Origin of the sequence: Nocardia gipuzkoensis (assembly GCF_021183645.1) — a bacterium.
In the GTDB taxonomy this organism is placed as follows: domain Bacteria; phylum Actinomycetota; class Actinomycetes; order Mycobacteriales; family Mycobacteriaceae; genus Nocardia; species Nocardia abscessus.
Genome location: NZ_CP089225.1, coordinates 5,244,837 through 5,263,126 on the forward strand (window position 1 = coordinate 5,244,837; position 18,290 = coordinate 5,263,126).

Annotated in this window: 19 protein-coding genes; 14 read left to right on the plus strand and 5 right to left on the minus strand. The window is 70.6% G+C overall.

Annotated elements, in window-relative coordinates; translation table 11 throughout:
• Positions 1–142: 142 nt before the first annotated feature.
• Both LTT66_RS23780 and LTT66_RS23785 read right to left on the minus strand, forming a co-directional pair.
• Positions 143–577, minus strand: coding sequence for a ferritin-like domain-containing protein (locus tag LTT66_RS23780; protein WP_195064467.1), 435 nt, complete (start codon positions 575–577; stop codon positions 143–145).
• Positions 574–1,170 (minus strand): hypothetical protein, encoded by a 597-nt coding sequence (locus tag LTT66_RS23785; RefSeq protein WP_233060734.1) that lies wholly within the window; start codon positions 1,168–1,170, stop codon positions 574–576. The genes LTT66_RS23780 and LTT66_RS23785 overlap by 4 nt, the downstream gene beginning before the upstream one ends.
• A 161-nt stretch (positions 1,171–1,331) precedes the next feature.
• Between LTT66_RS23785 and rimP the strand changes: the two genes are divergently transcribed.
• From rimP to LTT66_RS23845, 12 genes are all read left to right on the plus strand, one after another.
• Positions 1,332–1,997 carry a ribosome maturation factor RimP gene (gene rimP, locus LTT66_RS23790; protein ID WP_233060735.1) on the plus strand — a complete coding sequence of 222 codons (666 nt, stop codon included), beginning with the start codon at positions 1,332–1,334 and terminating at the stop codon, positions 1,995–1,997.
• Positions 1,994–3,022: a transcription termination factor NusA gene (gene nusA / locus LTT66_RS23795; protein WP_195095758.1), complete on the plus strand. Its 1,029-nt coding sequence runs from the start codon at positions 1,994–1,996 to the stop codon at positions 3,020–3,022. The genes rimP and nusA overlap by 4 nt, the downstream gene beginning before the upstream one ends.
• 188 nt (positions 3,023–3,210) lie before the next feature.
• The gene (locus LTT66_RS23800) at positions 3,211–3,477 is read left to right on the plus strand and encodes a YlxR family protein (RefSeq protein ID WP_233069372.1); all 267 of its coding nucleotides are present in this window, start codon (positions 3,211–3,213) and stop codon (positions 3,475–3,477) included.
• A 108-nt stretch (positions 3,478–3,585) separates the two neighbouring features.
• Complete coding sequence (gene infB, locus LTT66_RS23805) at positions 3,586–6,585, plus strand: translation initiation factor IF-2 (protein WP_233060736.1); 3,000 nt, start codon at positions 3,586–3,588, stop codon at positions 6,583–6,585.
• Positions 6,586–6,658: 73 nt separating this feature from the next.
• On the plus strand, positions 6,659–6,949 hold the full coding sequence (locus LTT66_RS23810) for a DUF503 domain-containing protein (RefSeq protein WP_181720520.1): 291 nt from the start codon (positions 6,659–6,661) through the stop codon (positions 6,947–6,949).
• Between the two features lie 99 nt (positions 6,950–7,048).
• Positions 7,049–7,492 (plus strand): 30S ribosome-binding factor RbfA, encoded by a 444-nt coding sequence (rbfA, locus tag LTT66_RS23815; protein ID WP_181720519.1) that lies wholly within the window; start codon positions 7,049–7,051, stop codon positions 7,490–7,492.
• 13 nt (positions 7,493–7,505) lie between these two features.
• On the plus strand, positions 7,506–8,507 hold the full coding sequence (locus tag LTT66_RS23820) for a DHH family phosphoesterase (protein ID WP_233060737.1): 1,002 nt from the start codon (positions 7,506–7,508) through the stop codon (positions 8,505–8,507).
• Positions 8,508–9,030: 523 nt separating this feature from the next.
• Entirely contained in the window at positions 9,031–10,329 is a 1,299-nt protein-coding gene (locus tag LTT66_RS23825; protein ID WP_233069373.1) for an MATE family efflux transporter, read from the plus strand.
• Between the two features lie 58 nt (positions 10,330–10,387).
• Entirely contained in the window at positions 10,388–11,347 is a 960-nt protein-coding gene (locus tag LTT66_RS23830) for a metallophosphoesterase family protein (protein ID WP_233060738.1), read from the plus strand.
• Positions 11,348–11,502: 155 nt separating this feature from the next.
• On the plus strand, positions 11,503–12,171 hold the full coding sequence (npt, locus tag LTT66_RS23835) for a 4'-phosphopantetheinyl transferase Npt (protein ID WP_195064462.1): 669 nt from the start codon (positions 11,503–11,505) through the stop codon (positions 12,169–12,171).
• Positions 12,171–13,070, plus strand: coding sequence for a tRNA pseudouridine(55) synthase TruB (gene truB / locus LTT66_RS23840; RefSeq protein ID WP_233060739.1), 900 nt, complete (start codon positions 12,171–12,173; stop codon positions 13,068–13,070). The genes npt and truB overlap by 1 nt, the downstream gene beginning before the upstream one ends.
• Before the next feature lie 150 nt (positions 13,071–13,220).
• Positions 13,221–13,643: an EF-hand domain-containing protein gene (locus tag LTT66_RS23845; RefSeq protein WP_233060740.1), complete on the plus strand. Its 423-nt coding sequence runs from the start codon at positions 13,221–13,223 to the stop codon at positions 13,641–13,643.
• Between the two features lie 16 nt (positions 13,644–13,659).
• Here LTT66_RS23845 and LTT66_RS23850 read toward each other — a convergent pair whose 3' ends face one another.
• From LTT66_RS23850 to LTT66_RS23860, 3 genes are read right to left on the minus strand one after another with little or no spacing between them, the layout of a single operon-like run.
• The gene (locus LTT66_RS23850) at positions 13,660–14,325 is read right to left on the minus strand and encodes a GntR family transcriptional regulator (RefSeq protein WP_233060741.1); all 666 of its coding nucleotides are present in this window, start codon (positions 14,323–14,325) and stop codon (positions 13,660–13,662) included.
• Entirely contained in the window at positions 14,312–15,043 is a 732-nt protein-coding gene (locus LTT66_RS23855; protein WP_233060742.1) for a maleate cis-trans isomerase family protein, read from the minus strand. The genes LTT66_RS23850 and LTT66_RS23855 overlap by 14 nt, the downstream gene beginning before the upstream one ends.
• A gap of 14 nt (positions 15,044–15,057) precedes the next feature.
• Entirely contained in the window at positions 15,058–15,798 is a 741-nt protein-coding gene (locus LTT66_RS23860; RefSeq protein WP_195064458.1) for a maleate cis-trans isomerase family protein, read from the minus strand.
• 86 nt (positions 15,799–15,884) lie between these two features.
• Between LTT66_RS23860 and LTT66_RS23865 the strand changes: the two genes are divergently transcribed.
• Both LTT66_RS23865 and LTT66_RS23870 read left to right on the plus strand, forming a co-directional pair.
• Positions 15,885–16,850 carry a D-2-hydroxyacid dehydrogenase gene (locus LTT66_RS23865; protein WP_233060743.1) on the plus strand — a complete coding sequence of 322 codons (966 nt, stop codon included), beginning with the start codon at positions 15,885–15,887 and terminating at the stop codon, positions 16,848–16,850.
• Positions 16,851–16,862: 12 nt separating this feature from the next.
• Positions 16,863–18,263: an amidase gene (locus LTT66_RS23870; protein ID WP_233060744.1), complete on the plus strand. Its 1,401-nt coding sequence runs from the start codon at positions 16,863–16,865 to the stop codon at positions 18,261–18,263.
• Positions 18,264–18,290 lie beyond the last annotated feature (27 nt).

Sequence of the window (18,290 nt, forward strand, 5' to 3'; positions counted from 1 at the left end):
CGGTGCTCGCATAGATAGCGGTGCTCGCATTGGTCCCCGGTGCGGCGTCTTCGGCGGGCTGCCGACGGCCGCACTCGCCGCACCGGCGCACGGGCCGGTGCGGCGCAACGGATCGCTCGACGCCTCGGTGCCCGTCGCCGGGTCAGGCTTTGCCGGGAAACGCGACGGTGGGCGGATCGGCGCCGAGAATCGACTGCCAGGTGGCCAGCCGGACGGCGGCTTCGGTGAGCGCGTCGACCCCGCTGCGCCGGATGGCCATGGACGCGCCGCGCTCGACCACCGACCGCCAGGCGACGGCCGTATCGGACTCGACCGTGACGGCCAGCCGCGCGGCGGCGATCGGATCGGTGACCGGAAACGGCACCGTGTAGGCCGCGTCGGGCGGCGGCACCGTCGCACCGCCCAAGGTGAGGGCGTCCACGGTGGCGTCCCGCCGGGCCCGGTGCGCGGCGGTGTGCTCGGCGACCAGCCTGGTGCGCTCCGGCGAGGCGTAGGCGGCGATCACCCCGTAGGCGTACACCGCGCCGTACTCGGCGTTCAGCGCGTCCACCAGCGCTTCGCGTTCGGCCTCTGTCATGCCAGCAACACCCCAGCGTGCACCGCGCAGGCGGCGCTGATCGAAGCGAGCAGGCCGGCCCGGTGGCCGGACAGGGCGCGAGCCAGATCGGCGGCCGATTTCCGGGACTCGGTGAGCTGCGCCCGCAGCGCGTCGACGGTGGGCGGCGCGGTGAGCGGTGCGGCGCTGCCCGAAGCCACGGCCGACGGGCCGGAACCGTTGGCGCGGGTGCGGTGCACCGGCTTGGTGCCGTCGGCGTAGACGCCGATCACCCGGTCGATCTCGGTTCGCAACGCGTCCGCGTGGGCGGTGCGCTCGGCCGCGATCGCGGTCAACGCGGCGTGCCGCTCGGGTGCGGCGGCGACGGCCGCGGTCGCGGCGGCGGCGTCGGCGCGGGCCACAACCTCCTGCGCGGCAAGGGGATCCGGCTCGTGGACCACGTCGTCGCCGGTGCAGCCCGCCAGGGCCCCGAGGGCGAGGACGCCGACCGTTCCGCCGCCCGCGAGACGTAGCGCGCTGCGACGATCCAGCGCGGCGAGGCGGGGTTGGTGCCGGTCGGAAGGCATGCCGGAAGTGCGCCCGGCACGCGGCGGGGCGGGAAGGCGGATGGGCACGGCACCATCGTGCCAGATTCGCGGGGCGTCACCGGACGAGCGTCGGCCGTGGCGCGCAAAGTCCTCGACCACTGGTCCTTTACACTCTCGTGGCGCGTTACGCTAGACCTTCGGTAGAGAATTCTCCCGCCGCGTCACAACTGAACCAGGAGCCGCCCCACATGCCGATGCCGACCGAGGAAAGGGTGAGCCAGCTCGTAGCTGGCCTCGTGGAACGCCGAGGATTCGACCTCGAGGGCGTCGAGATCTCGACGGCGGGCAAGCGCGTGGACGCGCAGGCTCGGGTGCAGGTGACCGTGGATCGCGACACCTCCGATCTGGACGCGCTCGCGAACCTCAGCACCGAATTGTCGGCGCTGCTGGACGAGGCGGGGGAGTTCGGCGAGACGCCCTACCTGCTGGAAGTCACGACCCCGGGCATCGATCGACCGCTGACCGCCGACCGGCACTGGCGACGGGCGCGGGGGCGCAAGGTGCGCGTCACACTGCGCGAGGGCGCGCAGCCGCCGGAGGGATCGGCCCGCTTCGAGGCCAGGGTCGGCGCGCTCTCCGGTGATGCGGTGGCGCTGGTGCTCGGCGGCAAACGCGACCCGCACCGGGTGACGATCCCGCTCGCCGACATCGCCACAGCCGTCGTCCAGATCGAGTTCTCCCCGCCCGGCGCGCGGGAGCTGGAACTCGCGGGCGGAGTCGTTCCGGGGCGGCCCGCCCCGGGCCAGGAAGATGCGGTGGCGGTCGACGACGCCGCGGAGCTCCGAGGAACACCGAATGCACTCTCCGAATCCGTGACTGCGTCCGATTCGCTGACCGAAGGGACCGTGGAATGAACATCGAAATCGAAGCCCTGCGCGCGATCGTCGCCGACAAGGGGATCTCGATCGAGACCGTGATCTCCGCGATCGAGTCGGCGCTGCTGACCGCGTACCGCCACACCGAGGGCCACCAGCCCAACGCGCGCATCGACATCAACCAGAAGACCGGTGTGGTCCGGGTGATGGCGCGCGAAGTGGACGCCGACGGCAATCTGATCTCCGAATGGGACGACACCCCGGAGGGGTTCGGCCGGATCGCGGCGACCACCGCCAGGCAGGTGGTGCTGCAGCGGCTGCGCGACGCCGAGAACGAGAAGTCCTTCGGCGAGTTCTCCACCCATGAGGGCGACATCGTGGGCGGCGTGGTGCAACGCGACGCGCGCGCCAACGCCCGCGGCACGGTCGTGGTGCGCATCGGCAGTGAGCTGCACGGCGCGGAGGGGCTGATCCCGCCCGCCGAGCAGGTGCCGGGCGAGACCTACGAGCACGGTGACCGGATCAAGTGCTACGTCGTCGGCGTCTCCCGCGGTTCGCGCGGTCCGCAGATCACGCTGTCGCGCACCCACCCGAACCTGGTGCGGCGCTTGTTCGCGCTGGAGGTGCCGGAGATCGCCGACGGCTCGGTGGAGATCGTGGCCGTGGCGCGGGAGGCGGGCCACCGATCCAAGATCGCCGTCCGCACCACCGTGCCCGGCGTGAACGCCAAGGGCGCCTGTATCGGGCCCATGGGGCAGCGCGTGCGCAACGTGATGAGCGAGCTGGCCGGCGAGAAGATCGACATCATCGATCACGCCGACGATCCGGCGACCTTCGTCGGCAATGCGCTCTCGCCGTCGAAAGTGGTATCGGTCACTATCGTCGACGCCGAGGCCCGGGCGGCCCGCGTCGTGGTCCCGGATTTCCAGCTTTCGCTGGCGATCGGCAAGGAGGGCCAGAATGCCCGCCTGGCCGCGCGGCTGACCGGCTGGCGCATCGATATCCGCAGCGACGCCGCCCCCGACATGGGCGGATCCGTGCGAACGGAGGCGCATCGGAGTTGACCGGAGCCCGCCCGCGGAGTGCTCGGGATGACATGTTCGTAACTTCCGCGGGGGAGGGGTTCGGCGTTCCGAGCGTGGCAGCGGTAGAGTGGTCCAAGGTTCAGTCCGAGCCTTCGGTTCCAACGCCCGACCGCACCACCGAGCAGCCCCCGGCGCCCCAGCGCCGAGCAGCTCCGGTACGGACGTGTATCGGATGCCGGAAGCGAGTACTGGCCGTCGATCTGTTGCGGATCGTGGCTCGGGATCGTGAGACCGGAGACGGCTCCCACGTCCTCGAGATCGTTCCCGATCCGCGGCGCAGACTTCCTGGACGGGGTGCCTGGATGCACCCCCTTTCGGCTTGTCTGCGCGCGGCGGAGCGGCGCCGAGCGATCGGCAGAGCACTACGAGTGTCCGGACATCTGGATATCTCAGCCCTGGAGCATTACCTCGAGAACAGGCACGAGCACTCATGAGCACACCGTGAAGTACCAACGATGAACGTCCATCGGAGATAACCCGAGGTCGTGCGGGCCGCCGTCGCCAGAACGGTGGGGCTGCTCGACCTCTCAGTGAGGAGAGCAGTGGCAGGCAAGGCCCGCGTGCACGAGTTGGCCAAAGAACTCGGTGTCACGAGCAAGGAACTACTCGCAACGCTCAAGGAGCAGGGCGAGTTCGTGAAGTCGGCGTCCTCGACGGTGGAAGCACCCGTCGCGCGTCGGCTGCGTGAGTCGTTCGCGGCGAAATCTGCCCCGTCGAACGGCAACAAGCCGGGCGCACGCCCCGGACCGTCCGGCCGTCCGGCCGCCAAGCCCGCGGGCGGTGGCCCGCGTCCAGGTCCCCGTCCGCCGGCGCCCACCCCGGCGCCTGCCGTGCAGGAGACCGCCGTTCCCGCCGCGCGCACCGGCGAATCCCCGGCCGTGAAGCCGGGTCCCGCCGCGCGTCCGGCACCGTCCCCGTCGCCCAAGCCCCCCGCCCGGGAATCGATCACCCCGCAGGCCGCGTCGGCTTCGGGTGCGACGGCGAGTTCCGCGCCCGCTCCGGCGGGTCCGCGTCCGACGCCGGGTGGCCCGCGTCCCGGCCAGCAGCAGCGGCCCGGTGCGCCCGGCCCCGGTGGTCAGCGCCAGGGCGGCGCCGCTTCCGGCCCGCGCCCGGGGCCGAAGACCCCGCGCGTCGGTAACAACCCCTATTCGTCGGCTCCCGAGCGTCCCGCGCCGCGTCCGGCCCCCGGTCAGGGTGGTCCGCGTCCCGGTCCGGCTCAGGGCGGTCCCCGTCCGGGTCCGGCTCAGGGTGGTCCGCGGCCCGGTCCGGCTCAGGGCGGTCCGCGCCCGTCGGCCGGCCCCGGTGGTCCGCGTCCCGGTGGCCCGCGGCCGAGCCCCGGCTCGATGCCGCCTCGTCCGAACCCCGGTGCTATGCCGTCGCGTGCGGCGCGTCCGGGCGGCGCCGGAGGCCCCGGCGCAGGTCGTCCGGGTCGTCCCGGCGGCGGCGCCGGTGCAGGTCGTCCCGGCGGCGGCGGTGGCGGTGGCTACCGCGGCGGCGGCGGTGGCGCCCCCGGTGCGGGTACCGGTGCGCCCGGTGCCGGTGGCGGCGGTGCGGCCGGTGGCTTCCGTGGTCGTCCCGGCGGCGGTGGCGGCGGTCGTCCGGGTGGTCCCGGTGGCCGCGGTGGCGCGGCAGGCGCGTTCGGCCGTCCCGGTGGCGCGCCCCGTCGCGGCCGCAAGTCGAAGCGGCAGAAGCGGCAAGAGTACGACTCGATGCAGGCGCCCGCCGTCGGTGGCGTCCGGCTGCCGCGCGGCAACGGCGAGATCATCCGGCTCGCCCGCGGCGCGTCGCTGTCGGACTTCGCGGAGAAGATCGACGCGAACCCGGCCGCCCTGGTACAGGCCCTGTTCAACCTCGGCGAGATGGTCACCGCGACCCAGTCGGTGAACGACGAGACCCTCGAGCTGCTCGGCAGCGAGATGAACTACGTCGTCCACGTGGTCAGCCCCGAGGACGAGGACCGCGAGCTGCTGGAATCGTTCGACCTCACCTACGGCGAGGACGAAGGCGGCGAGGAAGACCTCGAACAGCGTCCGCCGGTGGTGACCGTCATGGGTCACGTCGACCACGGTAAGACCCGACTGCTGGACACCATCCGCAAGGCGAACGTCCGCGAGGGCGAGGCGGGCGGCATCACCCAGCACATCGGCGCCTACCAGGTGCTCACCCACCTGGGCGAGGAAGACCGGCTCATCACCTTCATCGACACCCCGGGTCACGAGGCGTTCACCGCTATGCGTGCCCGCGGTGCGAAGGCCACCGACATCGCGATCCTGGTGGTCGCCGCCGACGACGGCGTCATGCCGCAGACGGTGGAGGCGATCAACCACGCGCAGGCGGCCGACGTGCCGATCGTGGTGGCGGTCAACAAGATCGACAAGGAGGGCGCGAACCCGCAGAAGGTTCGTCAGCAGCTCACCGAGTACGGTCTGGTCGCCGAGGAATACGGTGGCGAAACGATGTTCGTGGACATCTCCGCCAGGCAGAACATCAACATCGACGCTCTGCTCGAGGCCGTCCTGCTGACCGCAGACGCGGCGCTGGACCTGCGGGCCAACCCGGACATGGACGCCCAGGGCGTGGCCATCGAGGCCCACCTCGACCGCGGTCGAGGCCCGGTGGCGACCGTGCTCATCCAGCGCGGCACGCTGCGGGTCGGCGACTCGATCGTGGCGGGAGACGCCTACGGCCGGGTGCGCCGGATGGTCGACGAGCACGGCGAGGACGTCGAGGCGGCGCTGCCGTCGCGGCCGGTCCAGGTCGTCGGCTTCACGTCGGTGCCGGGCGCGGGTGACAACCTGCTCGTGGTGGACGAGGACCGGATCGCCCGGCAGATCGCGGATCGGCGCAATGCGCGCAAGCGCAACGCGCTGGCCGCACGCAGCCGCAAGCGGATCAGCCTGGAAGATCTGGATGCCGCGCTGAAGGAAACCAGCGAGCTGAACCTGATCCTCAAGGGCGACAACTCGGGTACGGTCGAGGCCCTCGAAGAGGCGCTGCTGGGGATCCAGGTGGGCGACGAGGTGCGTCTGCGGGTGATCGACCGCGGTGTCGGTGGCGTCACCGAGACCAACGTCAACCTGGCGTCGGCGTCGAACGCGATCATCATCGGGTTCAACGTCCGCGCCGAGGGCAAGGCGACCGAGCTGGCCAACCGCGAGGGTGTCGACATCCGGTACTACTCGGTGATCTACCAGGCCATCGACGAGATCGAGAAGGCCCTCAAGGGCATGCTCAAGCCGATCTACGAAGAGGTCGAGCTGGGCCGGGCCGAGATCAGGGCGATCTTCCGTTCCTCGAAGATCGGCAATATCGCCGGTTGCATGGTCACGTCGGGTTCGGTCAAGCGCAACGCCAAGGCACGCCTGCTCCGGGACAACGTGGTGATCGCCGAGACGATGACGATCTCGTCGCTGCGCCGGGAGAAGGACGACGCCACCGAGGTCCGCGAGGGCTACGAGTGCGGTATGACGGTCACCTACTCCGATATCAAGGAGGGCGACATCATCGAGGCCTACGAGCTGCGCGAGAAGCCGCGCGACTGACCGACCGATACGAACCCGGACGCCGCGCGAAATGCGCGGCGTCCGGCTCGGTCGTCCCGACACTGGAGGGTGTGTGTACCTGGGTGCACTGGAGTTCGACCTGCTGCTCGGCGACGTGCACTCGCTGAAACAGAAGCGCTCGGTGATCCGGCCGATTCTGGCCGAATTGCAGCGATTCGGTGTGAGTGCGGCCGAAGGTGGGGAACACGATCTATACCGTCGCTCGCTCCTGGGCGTGGCCATGGTCAGCGCGGGCATGGATCACCTGACCGAGGTGCTGGACCGCTGTGAACGGCACGTCGCGTCCCGTCCGGAGTTACAGTTGCTGGCGGTGCGCCGCCGAATCTTCGGCCCCGAAGACTGACGCGGCCCAGCGACGGCGCGGAGGACGGAGCTCGGGTGGGCCACACCGGTCCACGCTCCGCCCGCCATCGACAGAGTTAGTAGTGAGGAGGAAACGGCCATGGTGGACCAAGCCAGGGCACGCCGACTCGCCAAGCGGATTTCCTCGATCGTCGCGACCGCGATCGAATACGAGGTCAAGGATCCGCGGCTGCGTTTCGTGACTGTCACCGACGCCAAGGTCACCGGCGATCTCCGGGAGGCGACGGTGTACTACACCGTGATGGGCGAAACCATCGACGCCGAACCGGATTACGAAGGCGCGGCGGCCGGCCTGGAGAAGGCCAAGGGTGTGCTGCGCTCCAAGGTGGGCGCTGGAACCGGGGTGAAGTTCACCCCGACGCTGGCATTCGTGCTGGACCGGGTGCCCGACGCGGCCCGGCAGATGGAGGAACTGCTGGCCAGGGCGCGGGCACTGGACGACGAGGTCGCCAAGGTGGCCGCGACGGCCAGGCACGCGGGCGAAGCCGACCCCTACAAGGCCGAACGCGACGCCGACGAGTGACATGCGGTAGTCGATGACGACGATGCGGGAAACGGCCGACTTGGACATGGCCGTTGCGGCGCTGGAGGCCGCGCGCTCGGTGACCGTCGTCTGCCATGTGCAGCCCGATGCGGACACGGTGGGAAGCGGTCTCGCGCTGGCGCTGGTTCTGCACCGGCGCGGGATCCCGGTGCAGGTGTCGTTCGCCGAACCGGCGGAGTTGCCCGCGTCGATGCGGTCGCTGCCCGGCGTGCGGTATCTGGTGGCGCCCGCCGCGGTGCGCGCCGAGGTCGACCTGCTCGTCGCGGTCGACTGCGGCAGTGCGGGCCGGCTGGGCGCGCTCGCGGACCGATTGTCCGGCGCGGCAACGACAATGGTGATCGATCACCATCGGTCCAACACGCGTTTCGGCGCGATCAACGTGATCGATCCCGCCGCGGAGTCCACCACGAGCCTGGTCGCCCGGCTGCTCGACGTGTGGGGCGTGCCGATCGACGCGGAGGTGGCGCATTGCCTCTACGCCGGTCTGGTCACCGACACGGGCTCGTTCCGGTGGGTGCGGCCGGGTACGCACGAACTGGCGGAACGCTTGCTGGCCACCGGGATCGACGGCGCGGAGATCGCCCGCACGCTGATGGACACCCACCCGTTCGGGTGGCTGCCCATGCTGGCGCGGGTGCTCGGGACGGCGCAGCTCGTCCCGGACGTGCGCGGCGGTGTGGGCCTGGTGTACGCGTTCGTGCGTCGCGACGACATCGATGACGTGCGGTCGGAGGAAGTCGAGAGCGTGATCGATATCGTGCGCACGACCGCCGAAGCGGGAGTCGCCGCGGTATTCAAGCAATCCCGTCTCGTACCCGACCGGTGGACGGTGTCACTCCGCTCGCGCGACAGCGGATCGTGCATCGGCGACGGGGTGGACGTCGCGGAGGTGGCGACAGCGTTGGGCGGTGGCGGCCACCGCTTCGCCGCCGGATACACCGGGTACGGCACGCCAGACGATCTGGTCGGTGCGCTGCTGGCCGCCCTCGGGTGACCGTGGTCTTCGACGAAAAATCGCTGGCCCGTGTCATTTTCGGGTCACTCCGCGAGATCCGCTCGGGTCCGGGGGTGTTCGCCGATCGACCGACCCTCGTGGCATCCGCAGGCTGGTGTACGGCTGCGGCGCACGCCTCGGCAGTCGTCGGCCGCGTCCCGGGGCGACTCGCGCCCGACCCCTGTGGCGGGAGCGTGCCTGCGTGCCATCTCGCACACGTAGCCGAGCCGAGACGCTTGCGCGGTCACCCAGAGGTTGGTCATCGGTGTCGCCCTGCCGATCCGCAACCGTCGGCTGCGACGCCCGCCGCACGCCGCCGCGTGGACATCGCCCGCTCACCGGAGCCGCACGCTGCCGTGGTTGTCGGTGAGCCGTGCGAAGGTGAGCGAACGATGGTGGTCCCGGAGGTGTGCGAGCGGGGGAGGTGTACGTGAACGGGCAGGGTTCCAGTGGCGCGGAAATCGGTGACCAGGTCCTACCCGCGGCCGGGCCGGAGCCGGGGCGCGCCGCCGCGGCCGGGCCGATGCGCATTCTCGGGCTCGCGTTGCCCACTCTCGGCGTGCTGGTCGCCGAGCCGATCTACCTGCTGTTCGACCTTGCCGTCGTCGGCAGGCTCGGCGCGCTCGCGCTGGCCGGTCTCGCCGTCGGCGGGTTGATCCTGGCGCAGACCAGTTCGCAGCTCACCTTCCTGTCCTATGGCACCACCGCACGCTCGGCGCGTCGCCACGGCGCGGGCGACCACCGGGGAGCCGTCGCAGAAGGCGTGCAGGCCACCTGGATCGCGACCGCCGTCGGCACCGCGATCCTGCTGCTGGTCCAGGCGTTCGCCGTGCCGGTGACCAACGCCATCGCCGGCGGCGGCGACATCGCGGTGGAAGCGCTGGCCTGGGTGCGGATCGCGCTGTTCGGCGTGCCGCTGATCCTGATCTCCATGGCGGGCAACGGCTGGATGCGGGGCGTGCAGGAGACGCGCAGGCCGCTGGTCTACGTGGTTGCCGGGCTCGGGGTGTCGGGCGTCCTGTGCCCGGTACTGGTGCACGGACTGCTCGGTGCGCCGCATCTGGGCCTGCCGGGCTCCGCCGTGGCGAACGTCGCGGGTCAGGTCGTCACCGCGATCCTGTTCCTGAACGCACTGGTCCGCGAACGCGTTCCGCTCGCCGCTCGGTGGCCGGTCATGCGGGCCCAGCTCGTGCTCGGGCGCGATCTCATCGCCCGCAGCTTTGCCTTCCAGGCTTGCTTCGTCTCGGCGGCGGCGGTCGCCGCGCGTTTCGGGGCCGCGTCCGTGGCGGCTCACCAGCTGGTGCTGCAACTGTGGAACTTCCTGGCACTGGCGCTGGACGCCCTGGCCATCGCCGCGCAGACCCTCACCGGCGCCGCTCTGGGCGCGGGCGACGCCACCGGCGCCCGCGCGATCGCGCGGCGGGTGACCCGCTGGTCGGAGATCTTCAGCCTCGGCCTCGCCGCCTGCTTCGCGGCCGGGGCGATGGCGATTCCGGCGCTGTTCACCGACGACCCGGCGGTGCTCGAGCGCACCCACGTGGTGTGGTGGTTCTTCGTCGCGCTCATCCCGGTGGCGGGCGTCGTCTTCGCCCTGGACGGCGTTCTGCTCGGCGCGGGCGACGCGGCGTATCTGCGCACCACCACCCTCGGCGCGGCGTTGCTCGGCTTCCTGCCCGCCATCTGGTTGTCGCTGGCCTTCGACTGGGGCGTCGCCGGAATCTGGTCCGGCCTCGCCGCGTTCATGATGTTGCGGCTGCTCGCCGTCGCGTGGCGGGCGCTGTCGGGCCGGTGGGCCCAGGTCGGCGCCGAGATACCGAGGTGACCGACACCCGGCTCGGCCGGTGCGTGCGAATCCGGACGGATGTGCCAAGGTAGGTGTGGTGATACCCAAGTTGATGGCGGTGAGCGACATTCACGTCGGGCACCAGGGGAATCGGCCGGTCGTCGAGCAGATCCGGGCGGACTCGCCGGAGGACTGGCTCATCGTGGCCGGCGACGTGGGGGAGAAGACCGAGGACATCCGGTGGGCGCTGGAACTGCTGCGCAGCCGGTTCGCCACGGTGATCTGGGTGCCGGGCAACCACGAGCTGTGGACCACGGCGAAGGATCCGGTGCAGATGCCGGGGGTGGCGCGCTACGACTACTTGGTGTCGATGTGCCGTGACCTGGACGTGCTCACCCCGGAGGACCCCTATCCGGTCTGGCAGGGCGCGGGCGCCGAGGAGTACGGCGGATCGGTCACGTTGGCGCCGATGTTCCTGCTGTACGACTACTCGTTCCTGCCGGAAGGCGCGACCACCAAGGCCGAGGGTCTCGCGATCGCCCGGGAGCGCAATGTGGTGGCGACCGACGAGTTCCTGCTCTCGCCGGAGCCGTACCTGACCAGGGACGCCTGGTGCCATGCCCGGGTGCAGGTGACCAAGCGCAAGCTCGACGCGCTCGCCCCCGGCACCCCCGTCGTCCTGATCAATCACTTTCCGCTGGTCCGGCAGCCGACCGACGTGCTGTTCTACCCGGAGTTCGCGCTGTGGTGCGGCACCGAGCTGACCGCGGACTGGCACACCCGCTACAACGTGGTGTGCTCGGTGTACGGGCACCTGCACATTCCGCGCACCTCGCACTACGACGGCGTCCGGTTCGAGGAGGTCTCGCTCGGCTACCCGCGCGAATGGCAGCGCCGCGGCCTGCCCGAGCGGCTGTTGCGCCAGATCCTGCCGACCCCGGAGTACCCGCCGGGCACGTTGAACAAGTGGGGCGGCCACTTCCAGGTGACCCCGGAGATGGAAGCCGCCGCGGCCGAGATGCGGAGCAAGGCGCAGCAGCGGCGCGGGCTGGGGTAGGCCCCGCCCGCTCGCCTCGTGGGCGCGAAGCAACCGCGCCCTCGATGGGCTCGGCTCATGCCGTGCGATGCGCCGGCTCCCGGCCGGCTCGGGCAACGCTGCACGTGCCTGGCGCTGCGCGTCCGCCCGGTGGGGCTCGACTACGCTCATCGGTGATGATCGAGAACATTCTGCCCGCGGGTGTGGCCTCGGCCGAGTTGCTGGCATACCCGGAGGACCTGCGGCCGCATCCGGCGGAGGAGCATCTCATCGCCAAGTCGGTGGAGAAGCGGCGCCGTGACTTCATCGGCGCGCGGCACTGTGCCCGGCTGGCGCTGACGCAGCTCGGCGAGCAGCCGGTCGCGATCGGCAAAGGGGAGCGCGGCGCTCCGGTGTGGCCGCGCGGGATCGTCGGCAGCATGACCCACTGCGACGGATATCGCGCGGCCGCGCTCGGCCACAAGCTGCGCTTCCGCTCCATCGGCATCGACGCCGAGCCGCACGCCACCCTGCCGGACGGCGTCCTGGATTCGGTCAGTCTGCCGGAGGAGCGGGAGTGGCTGAAGACCGCCGACTCCGACCTGCACCTGGACCGGTTGCTGTTCTGCGCCAAGGAGACCACCTACAAGGCGTGGTTTCCGCTGACCGTGCGCTGGCTGGGCTTCGAGGAGGCGCGCATCACGTTCGAGATCGAGGACAGCTCCGCTGATTCCGGGCGCGGCAGCTTCCACACCGAATTGCTGGTGCCGGGGCAGACCACCGACGGCGGGCCGCCGCTGCACTCGTTCGACGGTCGTTGGCTGATCACCGACGGCTACATCCTGACCGCGATCGCGCACGTCTGATGGACGCACTCGGCGGGCTGCTCGTCGTCGACAAGGACGGTGGCTGGACCAGCCACGACGTCGTCGCGCGATGCCGGAAACTGCTGCGCACCAAGAAGATCGGTCACGCGGGCACCCTGGACCCGATGGCCACCGGTGTGCTGGTGCTGGGCGTGGAACGCGCGACCAAACTGCTCGGCCTGCTCACCCTGACGACCAAGGCGTACACCGCGACCATCCGGCTCGGGCAGGCCACCAGCACCGACGACGCCGAGGGCGAGGTGCTGGTCACGACCCCGGCCGGGCACCTCGACGACGCGGACATCGCCACGCGCACAGCCGAACTGACCGGAGACATCGACCAGGTGCCCGCCACCGTGAGCGCGATCAAGGTGAACGGCGAGCGCGCCTATGCCCGCCACCGCGCGGGCGAAGAAGTGCAGTTGGCCGCCCGCCCGGTGACGGTGTCGCGCTTCGACGTGCTCGCCCGCCGCGACAACGGCGATTTCGTCGACTTGGACGTGGTGGTCGAGTGCTCCTCGGGCACCTACGTGCGGGCGCTGGCCCGAGACCTGGGTGCCGCGCTCGGCGTCGGCGGCCACCTGACCGCCTTGCGCCGCACCAGGGTCGGTCCCTTCACCCTCGAGCACGCGCGCACCCTGGACGAGCTGGCCGCCGCCGCGGAATCGGGCGCGCCACCCCTGAGCCTCGATATGGACCAGGCCGTGCGCACCGCCTTCCCGCACCGCGACATCGACGCCGAGCAGGCCGATGACCTGCGCAACGGACGCTGGCTCGACCCGGTGGGGATACCGGACGTCTACGCCGCCATCGACCCGGAGGGCCGCGCGATCGCGCTGTTGCGGGAAAGCGGCAAGCGAGCGGCATCGGTGATGGTCGTGCGCCCGGCGAATCTGTAGGGACTGTCGCCCTTGCAGGGCGCTGTACCGAGCGTTCCCTGGGTTCGGCCTGAGCATCTCACGCTCCCAACGGAATCCGTACAGTGTGGGGTGGTCGTCCGCGCGGTTCGCCGACGGCTGTGGTCGGTAGTGGCGGCGAAGGTAGCGGGCATGAGTGATGGACCGGTGGACACGTTCGGATTGTGGGACCGCGACGGGGACGGGCTCGTTTCGGTGGAGGACATCACGGCGGGCATCCGGGCGCTCGGTCTGGAGGTCGACGACGCGGCGGTGGAACGGCTCGTCGCGGCCGCCGACACCAACGGCGACTTCCTGGTCTCCCGGGCCGAATTCGACGCGGCGCTGGTCGGCGGGCGCCTCGAGGTGACCGACGCCGACGCCGCGTTCAAGGTTTTCGACGTCAACGGCGACGGCCGCATCTCGGTCGAGGAACTCGAATCGCTCATCCGACACTGCGGTGCGGGCCGGATCGATGAACCGGCCGACGCCTTGCTGGCCGCCGCCGATAGTGACGGCGACGGCTATCTCTCGCTGCCGGAATTCCGCGCGCTGCTGGAATTCCTCTCCCGGTAGCGTCGCGGCCGTTCGGTCAGGAGACGAGTTGGCGGCGGAGTCGTTCCACGGCGTCGTCCATGTGCTCGATGAGCAGGGCGCGGGCGCGCGCGGGCTCGGCGGTGGCGATCGCTTCGCGCAGGTCGACGTGTTCGTCGGCCTGCTCGCGCAGGTCCGGGTAGGTGGTCTGCAAGGCGCCCAAGCACATACGCGTCTCGATCAGCAGGGTGCGTGCCGCGCGGACCAGGCGCGGGCTGGCCGCGCTCTCCACCAGCGCCTCATGAAAGGCTTGGTCGGCGTCCGAGACACCCACCGCGTCACCGCGTGCGGCGCAGGCGACCATCTCGTCGACGCTGGGGCCGAGGGCCTCGTAAGCGATCGGGCGGCGACCGTCCAGGATCAGCTCCAGCGCGCCGCCCTCCAGCGCCGTCCTGGCCCGGTAGATGTCGACGACGTCGTCGAGGCTCAGTTCGATGACGAAGATGCCGCGGTGACGGATGCTGTGCAGCAGGCCTTCGGACACCAAGCGCTGCATCGCCTCACGAACCGGCCCGCGCGAGACCGCGAACCGCGCGGCGAGATCGGCTTCGCCCAGCTGCGACCCCGGCGCGAGACTGCCGCGCATGATCGCTTCGCGGAGCCGATCGGCGATCATCTCCGCGGTCGACTGCCGGTTCACCGGCTCGAAATCAACGACGGACATCGGTCTGCCTTTCCGCGAACAAGGTGCCGAGTCCGGGAACGACCGGCTCGGCGTCGGCCAGCCGCAAGCCCGCCCAGATCGTCACCTGATTGGCCGTCAGCACCGGTTTGCCCAGCGTAGCTTCCAGGTCCGGCAGCACCGCCAGGGTGTGCATCGCGGTGTCGGGGATGAGCAGCGCCTGCGCGGCGGGGTGGTCGTTGTCCGCGGCCAGCCGCAGCACCTGGCTCGCGGTGAGGGTGCCGACCTCCGCGGCGGTGTCGATGCCCGCGCTGGACATGGAGACGACCTCGATACCCGCGTCGGCGAGGAAGTCCACGAACAGCCGGGCGACCTCGTCGGGGTAGCTGGCGGCGACGGCGACGGTGCGCAGCCCCAGCGCGTGCACGGCATCGGCGAACGCGAGACTGGTGCTGGTCGCGGGCACGCCGGCGACCTCGGCCAGCGCGCGCACCTGGTCGCGGGCGCCCATGGGGCCGTAGACGAAACTGCCGGAGGTGCAAGCCCAGACGATCGCGTCGGGGCGGTGCCCGGCCAGCAGCGAGGCGCCGAGGCGCAATTTCTCCGGACTGCCCAGCTCGAGCAATTCGGGGACGGCGTGCAGATCGGTGCCGTAGATGTGGGCTACCGGAAGGTGCGCGCCGAGCGCCGCCGCCGCGAGCGGGTAGTCGTCCTCCGCCGCGTGGTCGGGGTAGATGAAGCCGACGGTGGGTGCGTGCATGCGATGTTCTTCCTTCAGAAAACGTTGAGTAGCCACTTGCCCGGGCCCATCATCGGCAGCTTCATCCGGCCGAGGCAGGCCCACATGGTGAGCTGGTTGGCGGTGAGCACCGGTTTGCCGAGTGCGTTCTCCAGCGGCTCGATCACGTCGTAGGTCGGCAGGTTGGTACAGCTGACGAAGACGGCCTGGGCTTCGGGATCGTCGGCGGCCAGGATGCGTTCGGCGATCGTGCGATAGCTGACCTTCCAGATGCCGCCGCCGAGCCCGAGGTGGTCGGAGCGCACCACCGAGCATCCGGCTTCGGCGAGGAACTCGTGCAGCCGGTGGGTGAGGATCTCGTCGTACGGGGTGAGTACCGAGACCCGCGTGAGGTTCAGGTGGCGGATCGCTTCCAGCAGCGCGCCGGAGGTGGTGACCGCGTCCTGCGCCCCGGCCTGGCAGATGGTGTCCCGCAGCGACTTCTCGTAGCTGAGACCTTTGATGAAGCTGCCCGACGTGCACAGGTAGGCCACCACTTCCGGCTCCACGTGCAGCACGTTGCGGGTGGCCGCGGTGAGGTGCGCGGCGTCCGAGACCAGCTCGGCCATCTCCAGCGACACCGGGACCGGCTCGTAGGGTGTGCGCGCCAGGTGCAGGCTCACCTCCAGCGGCGCCCAGCGCCACAGCTCGCGTTCGAGGGCGAGATCGAACGGTGCGATGATCCCGATACCTCGTTGGGCCACGGGCCCCTCGAGGTCGGGAAAGCTCAGATCCACTACGGCCCCTCTCGCGCTCAGCCGGGTCGACCTCCGAACACGATCGGATTGTTGACAATCATACGATGTCCTCTTAGTGTGTCAATGTGGAACAGGGCCCGATCGTCGCCGTCCTGCACAGCGATAGTGTGCCCGACGCCGAGCGCATGGACCGGATAGCAGACCGCGCCACCATTCGGTACACCGAGGAATCCGGTTTGGCCGACGCCCTGCACGGGGCGGAAATCTTGTTCGTCTACGACTTTCGTACCCGGGCGCTCCCCGGCGCGTGGCACGCCGCCGACCGTTTGCGGTGGGTGCACATGGGGTCGACGGGTGTCGACCCCGCGATGTTTCCCGAACTGCGGGCGAGTGACGTGGTTGTGACCAACACCCGGGGCGTCTTCGACGCCGCGATCGCCGAATACGTGCTCGGGCAGATTCTTGGTTTCGCCAAGGACCTGTCCGGCTCGCTGCTGCTGCAGCAGCGGCACGAGTGGCGGCACCGGGAATCCGAACGGGTCGCGGGGGCGACGGCGCTGATCGTCGGCACCGGCTCGATCGGCCGCCACATCGCCCGATTACTGCGCGCGGTCGGGATGAGCGTGCGCGCGGTGGGCAGGCGGGAGCGCGCGTCGGATCCGGATTTCGGCGAGGTGGCCACCGATCTGCACGCTGAACTGGCCGGTGCCGACTACGTCGTCGCGATCGCTCCGCTCACCGAGCGGACCAGGAACATGTTCGATGCCGCGGCCTTCGCCGCGATGAAGCCGCACGCGAGGTTTGTCAACGTCGGTCGCGGGGAACTCGTTGTGACCGACGATCTCGTTGCCGCGCTGCGCACCGGATCGATCGCCGCGGCGGCGCTCGATGTGGTGGACCCCGAGCCGCTCCCCGCCGATCACCCTCTGTGGGAACTGCCCAATGTCCGGATCACTCCGCACAACTCCGGTGACTTCATCGGATGGCGCACCGAGATCGTCAATGCGTTCACCGAGAATTTCGACAACTGGATCGCCGGACGTCCGCTGGACAACGTGGTCGACAAAAGGCTGGGTTACGTGCCCGGCTGAAGGAGCCCATCCATGAGCTACCCCGACAGCAACCATCCCACCGACCCGACCGCCATGACCGCGGTCGAGCTGGTCTCGGCCTACGCGGCGGGCACCTTGTCGCCCGTCGAGGCGACCGAGGCGATCCTGCGCGCGATCGCCGACCGCGACGGCGCGCTCAACGCCTTCTGTCTCGTCGACCCCGATCGCGCCCTGGTGCAGGCGAAGGATTCCGAGGCGCGCTGGCAATCCGGCCACGCCCGCGGCCTGCTCGACGGTGTGCCGATCTCGATCAAGGACGTCTTCCTGACCGAAGGCTGGCCCACCCGGCGTGGCTCCACCTCGATCGATCCGGCCGGGCCGTGGCCGGTGGACAGTCCCGTGGCGGCCCGGCTGCGCGAGGACGGCATGGTGTTCCTCGGCAAGACCACCACCCCGGAGATCGCGTGGAAGGCGGTCACCGACAGCCGGCTGGCCGGTGTCACCCGCAACCCGGCCGACCCGTCCACCACCGCGGGCGGATCGTCCGGCGGCAGCGCGGCGGCCGTGGCCGGTGGCATGGGCCCGGTGTCGGTGGGCACCGATGGCGGTGGCAGCGTGCGCATCCCGGCCGCTTTCTGCGGCATCGTGGGGTTCAAGCCCACCTATGGCCGGATTCCGCTGTTCCCGGCCAGTCCGTTCGGCCCGCTGGCGCACGCGGGGCCGATGACGCGCACCGTCGAGGACGCGGCGCTGCTGATGGACATCCTGTCGCTGCCGGATCCGCGCGATCCGACCTCGCTGGCGCCCACGCTCACCGTGTTCCGTGCCGAAATGCAGCGCGACGTCCGTGGATTGCGGGTGGCCTACTCGCCGACGCTGGGCTACGCCGCGGTCGACCCCGAAGTCGCCGCGATCGTGGAGGCGGCGGTGGCTCGCCTCGCCGAGGCCGAACTCCGGGTCGGTGTCGCGGATCCGGGCTTCGGCGATCCGCGCGAAGCGTTCGAACTGCTCTGGGCGGCCGGCGCGGCCACCATGCTGTCCGGCTTCCCGGAGGGCACGCGCGACCGGGTGGACCCCGGTCTGCGCACGGTATGGGAGCGCGGTGAAACCGTCACAGCGGTCGACTATCTCGCCGCGCGCAACGTGGCCGCGCAGATCGGCATCACCATGGGCGCCTTCCACACCGACTACGACGTGCTGATCACCCCGACGGTGCCGATTCCCGCGTTCGAGGCCGGCCACGACGTGCCACCGGGCAGCGGCCTGCGCAGCTGGCCGGAGTGGACCCCCTTCACCTACCCGTTCAATCTCACCCAGCAGCCCGCGATCAGCATCCCGGCCGGTACGACCCGGGCGGGCCTGCCGGTCGGACTGCAGATCGTCGGCCCGCGCCACTCGGACGAGCTGGTGCTGGCGGTGGCGCGCTACGCCGAATTCGTGCTGGCCTCCTGAACGCCGATGGCCCCGCGGGTTACCGCG

Bases quoted from the DNA above. Each gene is read 5' to 3' on its own strand.
- LTT66_RS23780 (WP_195064467.1), bottom strand. From the start codon at position 577: ATGACAGAGGCCGAACGCGAAGCGCTGGTGGACGCGCTGAACGCCGAG.
- rimP (WP_233060735.1), top strand. From the start codon at position 1,332: ATGCCGATGCCGACCGAGGAAAGGGTGAGCCAGCTCGTAGCTGGCCTC.
- nusA (WP_195095758.1), top strand. From the start codon at position 1,994: ATGAACATCGAAATCGAAGCCCTGCGCGCGATCGTCGCCGACAAGGGG.
- rbfA (WP_181720519.1), top strand. From the start codon at position 7,049: ATGGTGGACCAAGCCAGGGCACGCCGACTCGCCAAGCGGATTTCCTCG.
- LTT66_RS23820 (WP_233060737.1), top strand. From the start codon at position 7,506: ATGACGACGATGCGGGAAACGGCCGACTTGGACATGGCCGTTGCGGCG.
- LTT66_RS23825 (WP_233069373.1), top strand. From the start codon at position 9,031: ATGCGCATTCTCGGGCTCGCGTTGCCCACTCTCGGCGTGCTGGTCGCC.
- npt (WP_195064462.1), top strand. From the start codon at position 11,503: ATGATCGAGAACATTCTGCCCGCGGGTGTGGCCTCGGCCGAGTTGCTG.
- truB (WP_233060739.1), top strand. From the start codon at position 12,171: ATGGACGCACTCGGCGGGCTGCTCGTCGTCGACAAGGACGGTGGCTGG.
- LTT66_RS23845 (WP_233060740.1), top strand. From the start codon at position 13,221: ATGAGTGATGGACCGGTGGACACGTTCGGATTGTGGGACCGCGACGGG.
- LTT66_RS23850 (WP_233060741.1), bottom strand. From the start codon at position 14,325: ATGTCCGTCGTTGATTTCGAGCCGGTGAACCGGCAGTCGACCGCGGAG.
- LTT66_RS23855 (WP_233060742.1), bottom strand. From the start codon at position 15,043: ATGCACGCACCCACCGTCGGCTTCATCTACCCCGACCACGCGGCGGAG.
- LTT66_RS23870 (WP_233060744.1), top strand. From the start codon at position 16,863: ATGAGCTACCCCGACAGCAACCATCCCACCGACCCGACCGCCATGACC.